Consider the following 15942-nt stretch of genomic DNA (forward strand, 5'->3'; position numbering starts at 1 on the left):
GGGCGGTCACCTCGACGGTCACATCGAGGAGGAGGACGGGGAGGGGGTGCCGATGGGCGGGCGGGGCGTGCCGAGGGTCGCCTTCGCGGTGGCGGTTCGGAGGAAGACGGCGTCGTGGGGGCGGGCAGCGGCGAGGTCAGCGCGGACCTCATCCGAGTCGGCGAGGGAGGCGGCGAGCTGGCGGACCGCGATGACATCCGCCTCGGACGGCGAGGGGCGGGGCTCGCTGGTGCCGCCGGCTGCCGGCTCGGGGTTGGTGACGGCGAGGAAGCGGTAGCGCTCTTCGAACCAGCCGGTGATGGTGTTCGCGGGCAGGTTGTGGCGCTCGCCCGGCTGGCGGGCGATGACCGTCGCCGCTGCCGTCCCGTTGCGGGGCACGGTCACATCGGATTCGAGTTCGAAGTCGAGGAAGTCGGGACCGCCGAGGAGGGCCGTGCCGGCGGTGACCACGACGTCGGCGCCGGTGGGGTTGGTGATGGCCACCGGGGCGCGGGCGTAGCCGACGCCGACGCGGACCGAGCCAGTGGCGGGCACGGCGAGGGTGTAGGAGCGGGTCGCGGAGACGGCGACGGCCGGGAGGCGGCCTGCCTCGACATCGGGCGCGGCGAGGTCGCGGACGACGGTGACGGTGACGGTTTCGGCGAGCGTTTCGGAGGGCGGGTAGGCGACGACGGTGCCGGACGGCGCCATGGTCAGCAGGAGGAAGAGCGCGGCGGCGGCGATCCCGGCGATGACGGCGACCTGGACGAATCGACCGACGGCCGGGGCGACGAAGGAGAGCGGTCCGAGACGGACGACGTACTTGCCGCCGGCGTCCCAGCGGACCTGGTGGGGACGGCGGGCGACGGGGAGGCCGGCCTGGCGGGCGCGGCCGGCGAGCGCGCGGGAGCGGGTGGCGATGGCGATGACCCGGCCGGTTTCCTCGGCGTGGCGGATGAGGCGGCGCATGCCGAGCTCGGTGGTGAGCTGGCGGTTGCCGTCGGGGGCGTGGATGACGACGGCCCACGAAGGGGCGGTATCGAGGCGGCCGCAGATGGCGGCGATGTCCTCGGTGCGGTCGATGAGGACGACGGCGGCGAGGCTCTCGGCTGGTTCGGCTGGCGGGACGTCCGGCGGGGGTGGTGCGTTCGTCAGCGTGCGGCCTCCCTTCGGTGAACGGCGGCGCGGCGGCTACCCGGAGAGCGCCTCCATTCCGAGCCGCTCGCCCTCGGCGAGGGCGGCATCGATGCGGGCCCGGTCCTTCGCGCCGGCCTGGGCGAGGTCCGGCCGGCCGCCGCCGCCGCCGCCAGCGGCCTGGGCGACTGCGCGGATGATGGTGCCGGCGTGGACGCCGCGGGCCACGAGGTCGGGCGTGGCGGCGGCGAGGAAGGCCGGCCGGCCTTCGATGTCGGCGCCGAGGATGACGAGGGCGGACTTGAGCCGGCCGCGGACGCGGTCGGCGATATCACGGAGCACGTCCTGGCTGAGGGCCTCGACGCGGGCGACGACGAGGCGGGCTTCGCCGACGGGCCGGGCGGCGGCGACGAGGCCGTCGGCGACGGCGGCGGCCTGGACGCGGGCGAGCTGTTCGGCCTGCTTGCGGAGGCGCTCGAGCTCGGACTGGAGGGCATCGATGCGGTCTTCGAGCTCGGCGGGCGAGGTGTTGAGCCGGTCGGCGAGGCGGTAGAGGCGCTCCTGCTGTTCGAGGAGGTAGGCTTCGGCGGCGCGGCCGGTGACGGCTTCGATGCGGCGGGTGCCGGCGGCGACGGCGCCTTCGCGGATGATGTGGATGAAGCCGATTTCGCCGGTGTGATGGACGTGGGTGCCGCCGCAGAGCTCGGCGCTGAAGACATGGCCGTCATCGCGGATTTCGACGACGCGGACTTCGCTGCCGTACTTGTCGCCGAAGAAGGCGAGGGCGCCGGCTTCGATGGCCTGGCGGTAGCCGGTGGTGCGCCACTGGACTTCGAGGTCGTGGCGGACTTTTTCGTTGGCGAGCTGCTGGACTTCGAGGAGGGCTTCGCGAGGCGTCTGTTCGAGGTGGGTGAAGTCGAACCGGAGCCGTTCGGGGAGACGAGCGAGCCCTGCTGGCGGACGTGGGTGCCGAGGATGGCGCGGAGGGCGGCGTGGAGGATGTGGGTGCCGGTGTGGTTGCGGGCCGCGCCGCGGCGCCAGTGGAGGTCGACCGAGGCGGCAGCGCGCTGGCTGGCACGGATCTCTCCTTCGCTGACGCGGCCGCGGTGGACGATGGCGCCGCCGGCGGCCTGGGTGTCCTCGACGAGGAAGACGCCGGTCGGCGTGACGATGTTCCCGCGGTCGCCGAGCTGGCCGCCGCCTTCGGGGTAGAAGGGGGTGGTGGTGAGGACGAGCTCGCCCTCCTGCCCTTCAGTGAGGAGGTCGGCGAGGGCGCCGCCGCGGAGGATGGCGACGATGGCGGCATCGGCTTCGGTATGGGTGTAGCCGACGAAGCTGGAGTGGTCGTCGCCGAGCTGCTGGATGACGGGGAGACTTCGCCTTTGAGGAAGGCGCCCTGCTGACGGGCGCGCTGGCGCTGGGCTTCGAGGGCGGCCTGGAAGCCGGCGTCGTCGACGGTGAATCCCTCGGCAGCGGCGATTTCGCGCGTGAGCTCGACCGGGAGGCCGAAGGTGTCGTACAGCGTGAAGGCTTCGTCGCCGGGGATCACGGCCGCGCCGGCGGCGCGGAGGCGCTCGAGGAGGTCCTCGAGGCGGTGGGTGCCGGCCTCGAGGGTGCGGGTGAAGCGCTCTTCTTCGGCGGAAAGGGCGCGCTGGATGAACTGCCGGTTTTCGACGAGGTGGGGGTAGGCGCCGCCGAGCCGGCCGATCGCCGCCTCGGCGAGGCGGTGGGTGAACGGCTCGCGAACGCCGACCTTGCGGGCGAAGTAGATGGCGCGGCGGATGACGCGGCGGAGGACGTAGCCGCGGCCTTCGTTGCTGGGGACGACGCCGTCGCCGATGAGGAGGGTGGCGGCGCGGCAGTGCTCGGCCATGGCGCGGATGGCGTAGGCCTGGAGTTCGGAGGCGGCGCCGCCGAGGTAGTCGACGCCGACGACGGCCTGGGCCTCGGCGAGGATGGGGAGGAAGATGTCGGTTTCGAAGACCGAGCGCTTGCCCTGCAGGACCATGGCGACACGCTCGAGGCCGCTGCCGGTATCGATGTTCTGGGCGGGGAGGTTCGTGCGGCGGCCATCCGGGTGCTGGTAGAGCTGCATGAAGACGAGGTTCCAGATTTCGAGGAACCGGTCGCTGTAGCCGACGCCGGCGGGGCGGCCGTCCGGGCCGGTGTGGAGGCGCGCCTCGGCCGGGTCGCGGGAGGGGTCGAGGTCGTAGTAAATCTCGCTGTCGGGGCCGCAGGGGCCGCTTGCGCCGGGGGTGTCTTTCGGGAAGGAGAACCAGTAGTTCAGGTCTTCGTCGCGGCGGTGGATGTGGTCGTCGGGGAGGCCGACCTCGCGCCAGTAGCCGTAGCTGTCGTCGTCGTCGAGGTAGATGGTGGCGTGGAGGCGGGCGGGGTCGAGGCGGTAGACCCCGGTGAGGAGCTCCCATGCCCAGCGGATGGCTTCACGCTTGAAGTAGTCGCCGAAGCTGAAGTTGCCGAGCATTTCGAAGGCGGTGAGGTGGGAGAGGTCGCCCACCTCCTCGATGTCGGTGGTGCGGAAGCAGCGCTGGACGGTGACGACGCGGGGCGCGGCCGGCGGTTCTTCGCCCATGAACTGGGGCTTGAACTGCTGCATGCCGGCGGACGTGAACATGGAGGTCGGGTCGCCGATGGGGACGAGCGGCCACGGGGAAGGAGGACGTGGCCGCGGTCGCGGAAGAAGGAAACGAAAGCGTCGCGGATTTCGTCGGAGGTGCGCGGCGGGGTGCTCATACTCGTTGCTGGCATCCTAGGGGCGGCTGGCGCACGGTGTCGAGAGCGCCTTGACAGGGCTTCCGGGGCGTTCCTAGCATGGAAGGCGGACGGGATATCCGTCTGTTATGTGCGCTTCACCTGAACCTCCCAGTACGGATTTGCCCGGCCCGGCGCAGCGCGCGGAACACGAGCGGAGCAGCCGGATGAGCGGGGTCGGCGTGGTCGTCCTCGCGGCGGGGCTGGGCACCCGGATGCGTTCCCGACTGCCGAAAGTGCTCCATCCGGTGTGCGGCGCGCCGATGGCGTGGCACGTCATCGAAGCCGCGCGGGCGCTGGAGCCGGCCCGCATCGTCGTCGTGACGGGGCACGAGGCGGACCGGGTGGAGGCTGCCCTTGCGGCGGATGACGTCCGGTTCACCCGGCAGGAGGTGCTGGACGGGACGGCGGGGGCGGTGCGGCGGTGCGAGGGGGCGCTCGCGGGCTGCGAAACGGTCGTCGTGTTGAACGGGGACGCGCCGCTGGCGCGGGCGGAGACGCTGCGGCAGCTCATCGCGGCGGCAGCCGGGCGGCCGCTCGCGTTCGCCGTTTGCCGGGTCGCCGCGCCGGGGCGGATGGGCCGGGTCGTGCGAAGTTCTGATGGGGAGGCTGCCGCCGTCGTCGAAGCAGCGGAATACGAAGGTCCGGATGGCCCCGCGGAGGTCAACGCCGGGCTGTACGCGTTCGACACGGCGTGGCTCTGGGCGCACCTTCCGCAGGTGCCCATGAGCGCCAAGGGCGAGTACTACCTGACCCACCTGGTGGGGCTGGCGGCGGCCGAAGGCCGGCCGGCGGCGACGGTACCGGTCGGCGAAGACGAGGCGCTCGGCGTGGACGACCGCGTCAAGCTGGCGCAGGCGGAGGCGCTGATGCGGCGGCGCATCCTGGAGCGGCACATGCTCGCCGGCGTCACCATCGAGGACCCGGCGACGACGTTCATCGGGGCGCTGGCGACGCTGGGGCAGGACGCGACGGTGCTCGCAGGAAGCCGCATCGAGGGCCGGAGCGAGGTCGCCGAGGACGCGGTCATCGGGCCGAATACGACGCTCCGCAATGCGCGCATCGGGCGCGGCACGCGGGTGGAGGCGTCGGTCATCGAGGATTCGGCGGTCGGCGCGCGGTGCAGCGTCGGGCCGTTCGCGCACATCCGCGGGGGCGCTGTCGTCGGCGACGACTGCGAAGTGCACAACTACGCCGAGATCAAGAACTCGCGGCTCGGGAACGGAGTGAAGATGCACCACTTCAGCTACCTCGGCGATGCCGACGTGGGCGAGGGGACGAACATCGGCGCCGGGACGATCACCTGCAACTATGACGGCGTCGCGAAGCACCGGACGGTCATCGGCCGGGGGTGTTCGTTGGTTCGGACACGATGCTGGTCGCCCCGGTGCACCTCGGCGACGGGGCGTTCACGGCGACCGGGTCGGTGGTGACGCGGGACGTGCCGCCGGGGGCAGCGTGCGCGGGGTGCCGGCAAAGCCGTTCGAACGGAAGGAGCGCAGGCCAGCCTCGCCCTGAAAAGGGGGCGGAGGTCCGACGCATGGAACCCTCTCATGTGCTGGCAATCGTGGTCATCGCAGCGGGGTCGGCTGCGCTCGCTGCGATCGCGGCTGCGGAAGCGGCGCTCGAGCGGGCGAACGACGTGCGGATCCGCGCGCTGGCGGCGCGGGGCAACCGGCAGGCGCTGCGGATCGCGCCGAGCGTGGAGCAGCCGGGGCGCTATCTCGGGACGATCACTGCGGCGCGGGTGCTGACGGCCGCGCTGGTCATTTCACTGTTCGCCTACCTCGGCGCGGAGCGGTACGGTGCGAGCGCGGCGGCATCGGCTTCGGGATGGCCGGCGGCGTGCTCATGGCCATGGTGCAGATGGCGGTCGGCATGGTGGTCGCGCGGGCGCCGGAGTACGCGGCGCTCAAGCTCTCGGGCGTGGCGGTGGCAACCCGGCGGGCGTTTGCCGTGCCGGCCTTCGTGCTGGGGCTGCCGGCCGCGCTGGCGGCGCGCTCCATCCGCTGGGTGACGCCGGAGCCGGAGACGGACATCCTCGCGCTCGTGGAGAAGGAGGAAGCGGAAGGGGGCGTCGAGGAGCAGGAGCGGCGGATGATCCGGGGGTCATCGCGCTCGAGGACAAGACGGCGCGGGAGATCATGGTGCCGCGGATCGACGTGGCGGCGGCGGAGATCAGCGCGACGGTCGGCGATGTCGCCGCCATCGTGACCGAGCGGGGCGTGAGCCGGGTGCCGGTCTACCGCGAGACCATCGACGACATCGTCGGCATCGTCTACGCCAAGGACCTGCTGCGGGCGGTGGCGAACGGCGGCCGGGACCGGCCGATCGCCGAGCTGGTGCGGGAGGCGTACTTCATCCCGGAATCGAAGCGGCTGGATGAGCTGCTGACGGAGATGCAGGCGCGGCGGACGCATATGGCGATCGTGGTCGACGAGTACGGCGGCACGGCGGGCATCGTCACCATCGAGGACCTGCTGGAGGAGATCGTCGGCGAGATCGAGGACGAGTACGACGTCGCGCGGCCGTCGATCGAGGTGATCTCGGCGGACGAAGTCGTGCTGGACGCGGGCACGAGCACCGACGCGCTGAAGGAGCTGTTCGGGCTCGAGGTAGAGTCGGAGGATTTCGACACCATCGGCGGGTTCCTCATCCACCACCTGGGCCGGCTGCCGGCGGTCGGCGACGAGGTGGAGGTGGACGGGCTGACGCTGCGCGTGCTCAGCATGTCGGGCCGGCGGGTGCGGCGGCTGCGGATCACCCGGCAGCGGTCAGGCGAGCGGGAGGAAGTTGCGGCCCACTGAGGCTGGCCTGCTAGGATGCGCGGGTCATGAGCGACGGCGATGAGCTGCCGTACTGGCTGGCGCTGCGCAGGGCGGGGCTGGGCTCGACCAGCTTTGCGCTGCTGCTGGCAAAGTTCGGGTCGATTGCGGATGCCTGGAGGGCGGAACCGGGCGACTGGCGGGCGGCCGGCGTCGAGGATGCCTACGCCCGGAGCCTCGCGCGGGTGCGGGCGAGCTTCGACGCGGAGCAGGAGCTGCGGGCGCTGGAGCGCGCGGGCGCGCGGGCGCTGACGTGGCGGGACGCGGCTTATCCGGAGCGGCTGCGGCAGATTCCGCAGAGCCCGCCGGTGCTGGTCGTCCGCGGCGCGGCGGGACCGGAGTTCGCGGAGGCCGTGGCCGTGGTCGGGACGCGGTCAGTGACGCCGTACGGTCGGCAGGCAACGGAGACGTTCTGCGCGGCCCTCGCGGAGCTGGGGGTGGCGATCATCAGCGGGCTTGCGCGCGGCGTGGACGCGATTGCGCACCGGGCTGCGGTGGAGCGCGGCGCGCCGACGGCCGCGGTGCTGGCGGGCGGCATCGACCAGGTCTACCCGCGGGAGAACGCCGGGCTGGCGGAGCGGATTGCGGAGGTCGGGTGCCTCGTGAGCGAGTATCCGCTGGGGACGCCGGCGCGGCGGGACTACTTCCCGCGGCGGAACCGGATTCTTTCGGGGCTGGCGCGGGCGGTGCTGGTGGTGGAGGCAGGGGAAGGGAGCGGCGCGCTCCATACGGCGAACTGGGCGTTCGAGCAGGGGCGGGACGTGTTCGCGGTGCCGGGGAGCATCTTTTCGCCGCAAAGCGCGGGAACGAACCAGCTCATCCGGGAGAACACGGCGAAGCTGGTGGCGACGCCGGAGCAGCTCTGCGAGGAGCTGAACCTGCTGGGGAGCGGAGCGCAGCTGCCGCTGCCGGGCGCCCGTCCAGCAGCTGCGGCCGCCACGGCGGCCCCGGCGCGCCGCTGCGGGAGACGACCCCATCCTGCAGCTGCTGGCGGCCGGGCCGCGGCACATCGACGACGTCGTGCGGGCGCTCGGCAAGCCGGCGGGGAAGTGGCGAGCGCGCTGAGCATGCTGGAAATCGACGGGCTGGTGCGGCAAACGGGGCCGATGACCTACGGAATCGCCTGAGGCCGCCGAACTGGCGAGCAGAAAGACCCCGGGAAGCCCCTGCTGGACAGAGGCGCAAGGGGCTCTCTACCTTGGAAAGTCCCGGCAGCCGGGGATTCGAGGGGAACAGCGAGAGGATCGTGGCGACAGCAACGGCAACGCGGAAGCGACAGCGGAAGGATAGTGAGACGGCGGTCACTGCGCCGGAAGCGGGCGCGGAGGCCCCGCGAGGGGCAGCCGGAAGGGGCCGCGCTACCTCGTGGTGGTGGAATCGCCGACCAAGGCGCGCACGCTGCAGGGCATCCTCGGGAGCGACTACGAAGTGATGGCTTCGCTCGGGCACGTGCGCGACCTGCCGACCTACGGCTACGGCGTGGAGAACGTGGAGCAGCTCGACTTCCGCCCGAAGTACGTGGTGGTGAAGGACCGATCGAGCCGGGTGGACAAGGCGGAGGTCATCAAGGAGATCGCGGAGGCGGCGAAGAAGGCGGAGCGGGTCTTCCTGAGCACCGACCCCGACCGGGAGGGCGAGGCGATCGCCTGGCACATCAAGGAAGCCGCCGGGATCCCGGACGAGAAGGTCACCCGGGTGGTGTTCCACGAGATTACGCGGCCAGCGATCGAAGCGGCCTTCGCGGAGGCGCTGGGGCAGGCGCCGAAGGCGGACGACGGCCACGGCCGCCGGGAGCCGGGCAAGCTGGACATGCACCTCGTCGATGCGCAGCAAGCGCGGCGAGTACTGGACCGGCTGATTGGGTATCCGCTGACGTGGTTCGTGCAGAAGAAGGTGAGCCGGGGCGCGAGCGCCGGCCGGGTGCAGAGCGTGGCGCTCGGCCTGATCGTGAAGCGGGAGCGCGAGATCCAGTCGTTCGTGCCGGTGGAGTACTGGACGGTGGAGGCGCACCTCGCGAAGGAGGGGCGGCCGTTCGCGGCGGGGCTCGTGAGCTTCGAGGGGATGAAGAAGGGCGCGAAGATGCGGCCGGAGTTCGGGCCGGCGGGCCCGGCGATCCCGGACGAGGCGGCGGCGAACCGGCTGCTCGAAGGGTACCGGCGGGCGCGGTTCGCGGTCACGGCCGTGAAGCCGGGGCAGCGCAAGGTGTCGCCGGCGCCGCCGTTCACGACGAGCACGTTCCAGCAGGCGGCGGTGAACCGGCTGGGGATGTCGACCGCGCGGGCGATGGCCGTCGCGCAGGAGCTGTACGAAGGCGTCAACGGGATGCCCGGCCTCATCACCTACATGCGGACGGACTCGGTGGCAGTCTCGCCGGTGGCGCAGCAGCAGGCGCGGGCGTTCATCCGGGAGACGTGGGGCGAGGCGTTCGTGCCCGAGAAGCCGCGGGCGTACCGGACGCGGGCGCGTGGTGCGCAGGAAGCGCACGAAGCGATCCGGCCGACGAACCCGGCGCTGGCGCCGGAGCAGCTGCGGCGGGCGCTCAGCTCGGAGCAGCTGAAGGTCTACCAGCTCATCTGGCAGCGGTTCCTCGCGAGCCAGATGACGGACGCGGTCTACCGGACGCTGACGGTCGACATCGAGGCGACGGCGGAAGGCGCGCCGACGGGCACGTTCCGGGCGAACGCGAGCACGCTGGTGTTCGAAGGCCACCTGAAGGCGTACGGCGCCGAGGCGGCGGAAACGGACGAGGACGGCGAGCAGGTGGTCGATGCGCTGCCGGAGCTGGCGGCGGGCGACGTGCTGGAGCGGCGGGCTGTCGAAGCGAAGCGGCACGAGACGCAGCCGCCGCCGCGGTACACCGAAGCGTCGCTGGTGAAGGCGCTGGAGGAGCTGGGCATCGGGCGGCCGAGCACATACGCGAGCATCGTGCAGACGGTGCTGAAGCGGGAGTACGTGCGGAAGGAAGGCCGGCAGCTCGTTCCGCAGGAGCTCGGGTTCATCGTGCACGACCTCCTCGAACAGCACATGAAGAAGTACGTGGATGTGCCGTTCACGGGGAGATGGAGGAGGAGCTGGACGAGGTGGCCTCGGGCGAGCGGGACTGGATGGAGGTGCTGCGGGAGTTCTGGCCGGAGTTCAAGGCCGAACTCGACCGGGCGGAGGCCTCGGCCGAGAAAGAGCAGCAGGCGACGGACATCCCGTGCGAGGGGTGCGGGCAGGCGAACCTCGTCATCAAGTGGGGGCGAAACGGGAAGTTTTTCGGCTGCCCGCGCTACCCCGAGTGCACGTTCACGCTGCCGATGGGCCCCGATGGCCAGCCGGTGCGGGCGGGCGAGCCGGTCGCGACCCCGTACCGGTGCCCGAAGGACGGCGGCCGGCTGCTGAAGAAGTCGGGGCGGTTCGGCGAGTACGTGGAGTGCGAGAACCGGGCGGCCGGGAGCTGCGATTTCCGCGGCGGCGTGCCGGTGGGCGTGCCGTGCCCGGAGGAGCCGGAGACGGGACAGCTGGTGGAGAAGAGCTCGCGCCGCGGCACCTTCTACGCCTGCTGGAACTACCCGAACTGCAGCTACACCACGAACAGCCTGGAGCCGGGCAAGATGACGCCGCCGCGGCCGCCCGAGGTGCGGGAGGAGGCGAACCGCAAGCTCCTCGAGCGGAGCGCGCGAGGCAAGGCGGCCTTCGCGAAACGGCGGGCAAACGCGGCGGCGCGAAAGGCGAGCTAACGACCGGCGAACCGGCGCGAGGGCCGGCGGGAGCTTGCGCGGGGCGTCTTGACGGAGCAGGATGCCGTTATGCCAAGCATCGCGCCCCACAAGACGGCCGAGGCCTTCCTCGAGGCGTACCTCCGGGAGCTGGGCACGGTGGCGGGGCGTTCGCCGCACACGATTCGGAACTACCGGAACGACATCGGGGCGTTCCTGCGCTGGTGCCGGGAGCGGGAGCTGGAGCCGCTGGCGGTATCGCGGCAGACCTTCCGGGAGTACCTCGGGGAGCTGAAGGCCGGGGGATGGCGCCGGCTTCGCTGACGCGGCGGACGAGCACGGTGCACGGCTTCTACCGGTACCTGCAGCGGGAGGGCGCGACGGAGCGGGACCTGCTCCACGGAACGGCGATGCCGAAGCGGCCGCGGCGGCTGCCGAAGGTACTCGACCCGGCGACGCTGGCGCGGCTGCTGGAGACGCCCGACCCGTCCACGCCGCAGGGGCTGCGCGACCGCGCGCTGATGGAGCTGCTCTACGGGGGCGGGCTGCGGATTTCGGAGCTGGTCAGCCTCGACCTCGGGCAGGTGAACCTCGCGGAAGGCGCCGCGATCGTGCACGGCAAGGGAGCGAAGGAGCGGCTGGTGCTGTTCGGCGAACCGGCGATGCAGGCGCTGGAGCGGTACCTCGCGGAGGGCCGGCCGCTGCTGGCGGCGGGAGCGAAGCGGGGCCGGGCCGCGCCGGCGCTGTTCCTCAACCGGTTCGGGGGCCGGCTGACGGCGCGGTCGGTGCAGGAGCTGGTGCGCAAGCACGCCGTCGCGGCTGGCATCCCGGCTGAGGTGCACCCCACCTGCTGCGGCACTCGTTCGCCACGCATCTGCTCGACGGCGGGGCAGACCTGCGCATCGTGCAGGAGCTGCTGGGGCATTCGTCGCCGGCGACCACGCAGATTTACACGCACGTGAGCCGGCAGATGCAGGCGCAGCTGACGCGGCAGGCATGGGAGCGGCTGGCGGAGGAAACGCTCGAATCGGGGCGGGAGCGCCGGCGGCGGGCGGCGGCCGAGGGGTGACAGGGCGGGGCAGGCATCGGACAATCGACTGGCGATGCAGATTCTGCTGGCGCACGGGCCGAACCTGAACCTGCTCGGCGAACGGAAACCGGAAGTCTACGGGACGACGACGCTGCTCGACCTCGAGGCGGACGTCGCTGCGGCCGTGAATGCGCGCGGCGGGGCGCTGCTCTGCTACCAGACGAACCACGAGGGGCGCTCATCGACGCGCTCCACCACTACCGGCGGGTGGTCGATGGGGTCATCCTGAATGCCGGCGCGTGGACGCACACGTCGGTGGCGCTGCGGGACGCCATCGAGGCCGTGCAGCTTCCGGTCGTGGAGGTCCACCTTTCGAACACGCACCGGCGGGAAGGGTTCCGGCACCGGTCGCTCATCGCGGGCGTCTGCATCGGCCAGGTGACGGGGCTGGGACGGGACGGCTACACCGCGGCGGCGCACCTGCTGCTCGATTACCTGGAGGCGCGCCGATGAGCGGCCGGCTTGCCTGGCTGCGCGCGCTCCTGGAGCGTGAGGGGCTGGACGGGCTGCTCATCGCGGCGCCGGGGAAGAAGGGCCGGGCTGGGCGTCGCGCGCCTACCTGAGCGGCTTCACCGGCTCCGCGGGGTGCTGCTCGTCACCCGGGATGCCGCCGTGCTCGCGGTCGACTCGCGCTACTGGGAGCAGGCTGAGGTGGAGACGGCCGGGCGGGGCGTGGCGGCGCTGCGGGCGCAGGGACCACGCAGCGGCTGGCTGCGGGAGCTAATCGCGGAAGCCGGCGCCGCGGGGAAGCGCGTCGGCGTGGCGCCGCGCGACCTGACCTATGCGGGCTTCCTCGCGCTCCAGGCGGCGGTCAGCGAGATGCCGGCGGGCGATCGCCCGGAGCTGGCGCCGGCGGCCGGGCTGGTCGAACAGCTCCGGCGGGTCAAGGACGCGGAGGAGCTGGCGCTGCTCGAGGAGGCAATCCGCATCAGCGACCGGGCGTTCGAACGGCTGGCGCGCGAGCTCGCGCCGGGGATGACGGAGCTGGAAGCGGCGGACCGGTTCGAGCGGTACGTCCGCGAGGAAGGCGGAAGCGGCGTCTCGTTCCCCAGCATCGTGGCGGGCGGGCCGTGGAGCGCGCTCCCGCACGCGCAGCCGCGAGCCGAAAGGTTCGCAGCCGGCGCGCCGATCGTCATCGACGTCGGGGCGCGATACCGGGGCTACTGTTCGGACCTGACGCGCACGGTGGTGCTCGGGGAGCCGGACGCGTGGTTCCGGGAGGTGTACGAGGTGGTGCGGGCGGCGCAGCTCGCCGCCATCGAGGGGTGGAACCGGGGATGCGGGCTTCCGACGCGCACGAACTGGCGCACGCCGTCATCCGCGCGGCGGGCTACGGTGAGGCGTTCGGGCACGGGCTGGGCCACGGCGTGGGGCTTGAGGTTCATGAAGACCCGTATCTCGGGCCGTCATCGGACCATGTTCTCGAAGCGGGAATGGTGTTTACCATTGAACCCGGCATCTACCTGCCCGGCTGGGGCGGGGTGCGCATCGAAGACATCGTCGTGCTCGAGGATGGCAAGGCGCGCGTCCTGAGCCACGCACGGAAACTGACCTTTGAGGGGAGTGACGCATGATTTCGACGGGTGAGCTGAAGAAGGGCGCGACCATCGAGCTCGACGGGAAGCTGTACTCGATCCTGGACTACGCGCACATCAAGATGGGGCGCGGTTCAGCGCAGGTGCGCATCAAGTTCCGCGACGTGCGGAGCGGCGCGATCATCGAGCAGACGTTCCAGGCCGGTACGAAGTTCCAGCGGGCGCGCGTCGAGCGGCGCGAGATGCAGTACCTGTACAACGACGGCGAGTTCTACTACTTCATGAACACCGAGACCTTCGAGCAGATCCCGGTGAGCGCGGACAAGGTGGGAGATGCGGCGAAGTACCTGAAGGAGAACGACACCTGCGAGGTGGTGCTCTACGGCGACGAGGTGATCGGGGTGGAGCTGCCGATCACCGTCGAACTGGTGGTCACGGATACGGAGCCCGGCTTCAAGGGCGACACGGCGACGGGCGGCACGAAGCCGGCGACGCTGGAGACGGGGCTCGTGGTGCAGGTGCCGCTCTTCGTCGAGCCGGGGACGAAGATCCGGGTGAACACCGAAACGGGCCAGTACATCGAGCGCGTGCAGTAGACGGCGAGCGGCGTCTCGCCAGCGGGACATCGAAGCCGTAGCCTAACCCGGCAATGGCTGTGAACGACCACGTCCTCCCCGTGTCCGCGCTCGTTTCGTTTCTCCGGGAGTACACGGAGGCGAACGAGTTCCTCTCCGACGTATGGGTGACGGGCGAGGTTTCGAACTCGTCGCGGAGCACGGCGGGGCACCGGTATTTCACCCTGCGGGATGCGAAGGCCGCGATCCGGTGCGTCATGTGGCGCGACCGGATGCCCCCGGACTTCGTCCTGAAGGACGGCGAGCGGGTCATCGTGCACGGGCGCATCTCGGTGTATCTCCAGCGCGGCGAGCTGGAGCTGGTCTGCGATTTCGCGCGGCCGGAGGGGGTGGGGGTGCTGGCGGCGAAGCTGGAGGAGCTGCGGCTTCGGCTCGAGGCGGAGGGGCTGTTCGACCCGGCGCGGAAGCGGCCGCTGCCGCGGTTCCCGCTGCGCATCGGGCTGGTGACCTCGCCCGGGGGCGCGGCGCTCCACGACGTGCAGTTCGTGCTCCGAAAGCGGTGGCCGGTGGCGACGCTCGTGTTCGCGCCCGCGCAGGTGCAGGGGAGCAGGCGCCGGGGCAGGTGGTCGCCGCGCTGCGACGGCTGGCGCAGGAGCCGGACCTCGACCTGATTCTCGTGACCCGGGGCGGCGGGGCGGCCGAGGACCTGCACGCGTTCAACGACGAGCGGGTCGCGCGGGCGATTTACGCTTCGCCGCACCCGGTGGTGACGGGCGTGGGGCACGAGACGGACGTGACGATCGCGGACCTCGTGGCGGATCTGCGGGCGGCGACGCCGAGCGCCGCGGCTGAGCGCGCGACGCCGGACATCGCTGCCGTCGAGCGGAGCCTCGGCATGCTGGACCGGGCGATGGCGTCGTCGGTGCGGCACGTGATTGCGGGGCTGGCAGCGGATACGGAAGCCGCGGCAGGCCGGCTCCGGCGCGGCGCGCCCGGGTGGCCGAACTCCGGGCCGCGGTGGCGGAGCTGGCGCGGGACATGGAGGAGGCCGCGGAGGGCCGGGCCGCCCGCGAGCGCGCGGCTCGAAACGCTGGCTGCGCGGTTCGCGGCGCTGGACCCGATGGCGACGCTGCGGCGGGGATTCGCCATCGTGCAGCGGGAAGGCGGCCGCCAGCCGGTGATTTCGAGCGTCCGCGGCGTGAAGGCCGGCGACCGGCTGCGGGTCGCGGTATCGGACGGGGCATTCTGGACGGAGGTGCGCTGATGCCGAGCGAGGCGAGCGAACGGTTCGAAGCGCTGTACGCGCAGCTGGAAGAGCACGCGCGGCGGCTGGAGCAGGGGAACCTGCCGCTCGAGGAGTCGCTGAAGCTGTACGAGGAAGGCGCCGCGCTGGTCGACCGGCTGCGGGCGATCCTCGAGGGGCGGAATTGAAGCTGCAAACCATCCAGCAGCGGCTGGAGCGGGAGACGACGGACCTGCAGGAGCTGGAAGCGGAGTACGACGAGGCGGAGTTCGATGCCGGGGAGTGACCGGCTGCGCATCGCATGGCTGACCACGGGCCGCGGGCCGGGCTCCTTCGGGGCGCTGGACTACCTGTTCGGCGCCATCGACCGGGGGCTGCCGGTAGAGGTGGCGGTGGTCTTCGTCAACCGGGAGCGGGGCGAGGCGGAGCCGACGGACCGGCTCATCGCGATGGCGGAGGGCCGCGGGGCGCCCGTCGAGCTGCTCTCGTCGGTAGCGTTCCGGAAGGCGCGGGGCGGGAAGGTCGGCCGGCCGGGGAGCCGCTGCAGCCGTGGCGGTACGAGTTCGATGCAGAGGTCGCGAGGCGGCTGGGGCGGTACGGGTTCGACCTCGGCGTGATGTTCGGCTACATGCTGATCGCGACGGAGGCGCTGTACGGGCGGTACACGTTCCTGAACGACCACCCGGCGCTGCCGGATGGGCCGGTGGGCACCTACCAGGAAGTCATCGCCGAGTTGATTCGCGCCGGCGCGCGGGAATCAGGGTGCATGATGAACGTGGTGACGGGCGACGTCGACCGGGGCCCGGCGGTCAGCTTCTGCCGGTACGGCATCCGGGACGCGGCGAACGAGGCGCTCTGGGCCGCGCTGCCGCCGGCAGAGGCCGCGGCGATGCACCTCGACGCGATCATGGCAACGCCGCTGTACGCCGACATCCGGGCGCGGGGAGTCGCGCGGGAGCGGCCGTTCCTCGTCGAGACGCTGCGGGCCGTGGCCGAAGGACGGCTGGCGGTGCCGCCGCCTGCGCCGCTGGACCTGACGGAGGCAGTGGAAGCGGCGCTCGCAGCAGCCGGGCCGGCCGTATACTGAGCGC

The 15942-nt window shown here is 71.9% G+C and carries 12 protein-coding genes and 8 pseudogenes; 16 read left to right on the forward strand and 4 right to left on the reverse strand.

The features are described 5' to 3' along the window. Positions 1-18 precede the first annotated feature (18 nt). The 4 genes and pseudogenes from O0235_RS01755 to O0235_RS15405 all read right to left on the reverse strand — a co-directional run. Complete coding sequence (locus O0235_RS01755) at positions 19-948, reverse strand: baseplate J/gp47 family protein (protein ID WP_270056854.1); 930 nt, start codon at positions 946-948, stop codon at positions 19-21. 222 nt (positions 949-1170) lie between these two features. After that, complete coding sequence (locus O0235_RS15015; RefSeq protein WP_373324406.1) at positions 1171-2154, reverse strand: DHHA1 domain-containing protein; 984 nt, start codon at positions 2152-2154, stop codon at positions 1171-1173. A gap of 62 nt (positions 2155-2216) precedes the next feature. Beyond that, a pseudogene (locus tag O0235_RS15400) lies at positions 2217-2576 on the reverse strand (alanine--tRNA ligase-related protein); the annotation flags it as partial. Beyond that, a pseudogene (locus tag O0235_RS15405) lies at positions 2555-3745 on the reverse strand (alanine--tRNA ligase-related protein); the annotation flags it as partial. The pseudogenes O0235_RS15400 and O0235_RS15405, both read right to left, overlap by 22 nt. Before the next feature lie 304 nt (positions 3746-4049). Between O0235_RS15405 and glmU the strand changes: the two are divergent. From glmU to O0235_RS01840, 16 genes and pseudogenes are all read left to right on the forward strand, one after another. Further along, a complete protein-coding gene (gene glmU / locus O0235_RS01770; RefSeq protein WP_270056855.1) occupies positions 4050-5315 on the forward strand; it encodes a bifunctional UDP-N-acetylglucosamine diphosphorylase/glucosamine-1-phosphate N-acetyltransferase GlmU in 1266 nt (421 codons plus the stop codon). Positions 5316-5727: 412 nt separating this feature from the next. Further along, the gene (locus O0235_RS01775) at positions 5728-6096 is read left to right on the forward strand and encodes a hypothetical protein (protein ID WP_270056856.1); all 369 of its coding nucleotides are present in this window, start codon (positions 5728-5730) and stop codon (positions 6094-6096) included. Beyond that, positions 6027-6689 carry a hemolysin family protein gene (locus O0235_RS01780; RefSeq protein ID WP_270056857.1) on the forward strand — a complete coding sequence of 221 codons (663 nt, stop codon included), beginning with the start codon at positions 6027-6029 and terminating at the stop codon, positions 6687-6689. The genes O0235_RS01775 and O0235_RS01780 overlap by 70 nt, the downstream gene beginning before the upstream one ends. A gap of 26 nt (positions 6690-6715) precedes the next feature. Beyond that, positions 6716-7834 (forward strand): DNA-processing protein DprA, encoded by a 1119-nt coding sequence (gene dprA, locus O0235_RS01785; RefSeq protein ID WP_270056858.1) that lies wholly within the window; start codon positions 6716-6718, stop codon positions 7832-7834. Between the two features lie 244 nt (positions 7835-8078). Next, positions 8079-9764: pseudogene (topA, locus tag O0235_RS01790) on the forward strand (type I DNA topoisomerase); the annotation flags it as partial. A gap of 47 nt (positions 9765-9811) precedes the next feature. Further along, positions 9812-9961, forward strand: a pseudogene (locus O0235_RS15415) (hypothetical protein); the annotation flags it as partial. Positions 9962-10006: 45 nt separating this feature from the next. Beyond that, positions 10007-10429 (forward strand): topoisomerase DNA-binding C4 zinc finger domain-containing protein, encoded by a 423-nt coding sequence (locus tag O0235_RS01795; protein WP_270056860.1) that lies wholly within the window; start codon positions 10007-10009, stop codon positions 10427-10429. A gap of 69 nt (positions 10430-10498) precedes the next feature. Continuing rightward, complete coding sequence (locus O0235_RS01800) at positions 10499-10732, forward strand: site-specific integrase (RefSeq protein WP_270056861.1); 234 nt, start codon at positions 10499-10501, stop codon at positions 10730-10732. An 86-nt stretch (positions 10733-10818) separates the two neighbouring features. Continuing rightward, positions 10819-11318 (forward strand): annotated as a pseudogene (locus O0235_RS01805) (tyrosine-type recombinase/integrase); the annotation flags it as partial. A gap of 193 nt (positions 11319-11511) precedes the next feature. Further along, a pseudogene (gene aroQ, locus O0235_RS01810) lies at positions 11512-11951 on the forward strand (type II 3-dehydroquinate dehydratase). 132 nt (positions 11952-12083) lie between these two features. Next, positions 12084-13072 (forward strand): annotated as a pseudogene (locus tag O0235_RS01815) (M24 family metallopeptidase). Continuing rightward, the gene (gene efp, locus O0235_RS01820; RefSeq protein ID WP_270056864.1) at positions 13069-13629 is read left to right on the forward strand and encodes an elongation factor P; all 561 of its coding nucleotides are present in this window, start codon (positions 13069-13071) and stop codon (positions 13627-13629) included. The pseudogene O0235_RS01815 and the gene efp overlap by 4 nt, the downstream one beginning before the upstream one ends. Positions 13630-13682: 53 nt before the next feature. Next, positions 13683-14872 (forward strand): annotated as a pseudogene (xseA, locus tag O0235_RS01825) (exodeoxyribonuclease VII large subunit). After that, positions 14872-15039 carry an exodeoxyribonuclease VII small subunit gene (xseB, locus tag O0235_RS01830; RefSeq protein ID WP_270056865.1) on the forward strand — a complete coding sequence of 56 codons (168 nt, stop codon included), beginning with the start codon at positions 14872-14874 and terminating at the stop codon, positions 15037-15039. The pseudogene xseA and the gene xseB overlap by 1 nt, the downstream one beginning before the upstream one ends. Before the next feature lie 84 nt (positions 15040-15123). Further along, entirely contained in the window at positions 15124-15468 is a 345-nt protein-coding gene (locus O0235_RS01835) for a hypothetical protein (protein WP_270056866.1), read from the forward strand. Further along, positions 15465-15938 (forward strand): hypothetical protein, encoded by a 474-nt coding sequence (locus tag O0235_RS01840; RefSeq protein ID WP_270056867.1) that lies wholly within the window; start codon positions 15465-15467, stop codon positions 15936-15938. The genes O0235_RS01835 and O0235_RS01840 overlap by 4 nt, the downstream gene beginning before the upstream one ends. Positions 15939-15942: the final 4 nt, after the last annotated feature.

The sequence above is a fragment of the Tepidiforma flava genome (assembly GCF_027594505.1).
In the GTDB taxonomy this organism is placed as follows: domain Bacteria; phylum Chloroflexota; class Dehalococcoidia; order Tepidiformales; family Tepidiformaceae; genus Tepidiforma; species Tepidiforma flava.

Bases quoted from the DNA above. Each gene is read 5' to 3' on its own strand.
- dprA (WP_270056858.1), top strand. From the start codon at position 6,716: ATGAGCGACGGCGATGAGCTGCCGTACTGGCTGGCGCTGCGCAGGGCG.
- O0235_RS01755 (WP_270056854.1), bottom strand. From the start codon at position 948: ATGCGCCGCCTCATCCGCCACGCCGAGGAAACCGGCCGGGTCATCGCC.
- efp (WP_270056864.1), top strand. From the start codon at position 13,069: ATGATTTCGACGGGTGAGCTGAAGAAGGGCGCGACCATCGAGCTCGAC.
- O0235_RS01800 (WP_270056861.1), top strand. From the start codon at position 10,499: ATGCCAAGCATCGCGCCCCACAAGACGGCCGAGGCCTTCCTCGAGGCG.
- glmU (WP_270056855.1), top strand. From the start codon at position 4,050: ATGAGCGGGGTCGGCGTGGTCGTCCTCGCGGCGGGGCTGGGCACCCGG.
- O0235_RS01795 (WP_270056860.1), top strand. From the start codon at position 10,007: ATGGGCCCCGATGGCCAGCCGGTGCGGGCGGGCGAGCCGGTCGCGACC.
- O0235_RS01835 (WP_270056866.1), top strand. From the start codon at position 15,124: ATGCCGGGGAGTGACCGGCTGCGCATCGCATGGCTGACCACGGGCCGC.
- xseB (WP_270056865.1), top strand. From the start codon at position 14,872: ATGCCGAGCGAGGCGAGCGAACGGTTCGAAGCGCTGTACGCGCAGCTG.
- O0235_RS01780 (WP_270056857.1), top strand. From the start codon at position 6,027: ATGGTGCCGCGGATCGACGTGGCGGCGGCGGAGATCAGCGCGACGGTC.